This window comes from Tabrizicola sp., from assembly GCF_031377265.1.
In the GTDB taxonomy this organism is placed as follows: Bacteria; Pseudomonadota; Alphaproteobacteria; order Rhodobacterales; family Rhodobacteraceae; genus JAUYQR01.
Genome location: NZ_JANMET010000198.1, coordinates 1 through 2,245 on the forward strand (window position 1 = coordinate 1; position 2,245 = coordinate 2,245).

The window sequence follows — 2,245 nt, forward strand, 5'->3', positions numbered from 1 at the left end:
GACACCAAATCCGGGCCAACCCGTGCGGTCGGCAATCAGGCGGTAACCGTCATCGAACAGCCTAGGATCACCGCGAAACTTGTTGATCAGAAACCCCGCCACCATCGCCGCATCGCCCGGCTCCAGGACCGCCTGGGTGCCGACGATCTGCGCGATCACCCCGCCCCGGTCGATATCGCCGACCAGGACGACCGGCACGCCCGCCGCCCGCGCAAAGCCCATATTGGCGATGTCACCCTTGCGCAGATTGACCTCTGCCGGGCTGCCCGCCCCTTCGACAACCACCAGATCATGCGCCGCAGCCAGCCGGCCAAAGCTGTCCAGCACAGGGGTCATCAGCGACGGCTTCAACGCCGCGTAGTCGCGCGCCTTGACCGTGGCGACCCGGCGTCCCTGGACGATGACCTGTGATCCTGTCTCCGATTCCGGTTTCAGCAGCACCGGGTTCATGTCGGTGTGCGGCTCCAGCCCCGCCGCCCGCGCCTGCAAGGCCTGCGCGCGCCCGATCTCGCCGCCATCGACCGTCACGGCGGCATTGTTGGACATGTTCTGCGGCTTGAAGGGCGCGACCGACAGACCCCGCCGCAACGCCGCCCGGCAAAGCCCCGCGACGATCAGTGACTTGCCAACGTTGGACCCCGCCCCCTGGATCATCAGCGCCGGCACTGTCGCCACCTGCCCTTTTCCAGTTGGCCCAAATATCCCCGCCGGAGGCATCCCGCGACACGACCCGCGCGCCAGCTCAAAACTCCACGCCCTTCTGCGCCTTGATCCCCGACCGGAACGGATGCTTGATCAGCGTCATCTCTGTCACCAGATCCGCCGCCTCGATCAACGCATCCTTGGCGTTCCGCCCGGTCAGCACGACATGGGTCTGCGGTGGTTTTTCCTCGCGAAGGAAATCAAGAACGGCCTGCAAATCCAGGTAATCATAACGCAAGGCAATGTTGATCTCGTCGAGCAGAACCATCTTGATATCCGGATCGCGGATCAGCTCCTTGGCCTTTTCCCAGCCCTTTTCGGCCATTGCCACATCGCGCACGCGGTCTTGGGTTTCCCAGGTGAACCCTTCGCCCATCGCGTGAAACTGGCACAGGTCGCTAAAATGCGCCTCGATCATGCGCCGCTCGCCGGTATCCCAGGCGCCCTTGATGAACTGCACGACCGCGCAGGGCATCTGATGCGCGATGCAGCGCAGGATCATCCCGAAACCGGAACTGGATTTGCCCTTGCCCGCCCCGGTATGGACGATGATCAGGCCGCGGTCGCCCTCCTTGGTCGCCATGATCTTGTCGCGGGCGGCCTTTTTCTTGGCCATCTTGACCTTGTGGCGGGCATCAATCGGGGTGTCGATGTCGGTCTCAGCGGGCATTGCGGCGGTCCTCAACCTTGACAGTCAGCCTCGATCGCGCGCAAGTGGGGCACGATGCTGGTTCCTGTCGTAAGACAGGCGAAGAGGGAATGCACGAGGCTTTGCGACCGGTCAGGTCGCATCACCGAACGGCAGCCGCCCCCGCGACCGTGACCGGAGAGGTCCCATGCCACTGACGCCTGCGTCGGGAAGGCCGGGACCAGGGGGAAACCCGCTCCGCAAGCCGGGAGACCTGCCAGCACCAATGGATGGACGGGCGGACGGGGTGATCCGCGACCGGAACGCGCATGTGCCAGACGGCACGGGCGCGGTTTTTCGGACGTGTTGCCCCCTTTGCCATTTGGAAAGATGGGCCCCATGGCGCGCGCCACGCTTTATGTCTGCATGACCTGCAAGGCGGGCCAGCCGGTGACCGAAGGGGCGCTGCCGCCGGGGGCACAACTGCATGCCGCGCTGACGGCAGGCGATCCCCCCGAGGGCGTGGACATCATCTCTGTCGAATGCCTGTCGGCTTGCACGCAAGGCTGTTCGGTCGCGCTGACCAAGGCGGGGGCCTGGGGCTATGTCTATGGCCGCCTGTCGCCAGAAAACGCCGCCGAAATCCTAGATGGTGCCGCGCGCTACGCCGCCAGCGAAAACGGCCTTGTGCCCTGGCGCGAACGCCCCGAAATCTTTCGCAAGCAATCCATCGCGCGCATCCCGCCCCTTGGCGCCTCGCCCGCGATCCTCACCCCCAATGCCCGGAAAGTCTCCGCATGACCGATCTTGCCAAAATCCCCGTCACTGTCATCACCGGCTTTCTGGGGTCGGGAAAGACGACCCTGATCCGCCACCTCTTGCAGAACCCGCAAGGCAAGCGGCTGGCAGTTTTGG

4 protein-coding genes and 1 riboswitch are annotated in these 2,245 nt (G+C 64.8%); of the genes, 2 read left to right on the forward strand and 2 right to left on the reverse strand.

What is annotated here, in order from left to right; genetic code table 11:
• Together RMO18_RS11415 and cobO are read right to left on the reverse strand one after the other, a co-directional pair.
• On the reverse strand, nucleotides 1-666 hold a 666-nt coding region (locus RMO18_RS11415), incomplete at its 3' end, for a cobyric acid synthase (protein ID WP_309666036.1).
• A gap of 76 nt (nucleotides 667-742) precedes the next feature.
• Entirely contained in the window at nucleotides 743-1,372 is a 630-nt protein-coding gene (cobO, locus tag RMO18_RS11420; protein WP_309666032.1) for a cob(I)yrinic acid a,c-diamide adenosyltransferase, read from the reverse strand.
• A gap of 41 nt (nucleotides 1,373-1,413) precedes the next feature.
• A riboswitch (cobalamin riboswitch) is annotated at nucleotides 1,414-1,627 on the forward strand.
• A gap of 102 nt (nucleotides 1,628-1,729) precedes the next feature.
• Between cobO and RMO18_RS11425 the strand changes: the two genes are divergently transcribed.
• Nucleotides 1,730-2,131, forward strand: a complete 402-nt coding sequence (locus RMO18_RS11425) for a DUF1636 domain-containing protein (RefSeq protein WP_309666034.1) — start codon at nucleotides 1,730-1,732, stop codon at nucleotides 2,129-2,131.
• The coding region (locus RMO18_RS11430; protein WP_309666037.1) for a GTP-binding protein at nucleotides 2,128-2,245 on the forward strand (118 nt) is incomplete at its 3' end. The genes RMO18_RS11425 and RMO18_RS11430, both read left to right, overlap by 4 nt.

What these genes read in the sequence shown, in the direction of transcription:
- cobO (WP_309666032.1), bottom strand. Translation starts at nt 1,372, where the DNA reads ATGCCCGCTGAGACCGACATCGACACCCCGATTGATGCCCGCCACAAG.
- RMO18_RS11425 (WP_309666034.1), top strand. Translation starts at nt 1,730, where the DNA reads ATGGCGCGCGCCACGCTTTATGTCTGCATGACCTGCAAGGCGGGCCAG.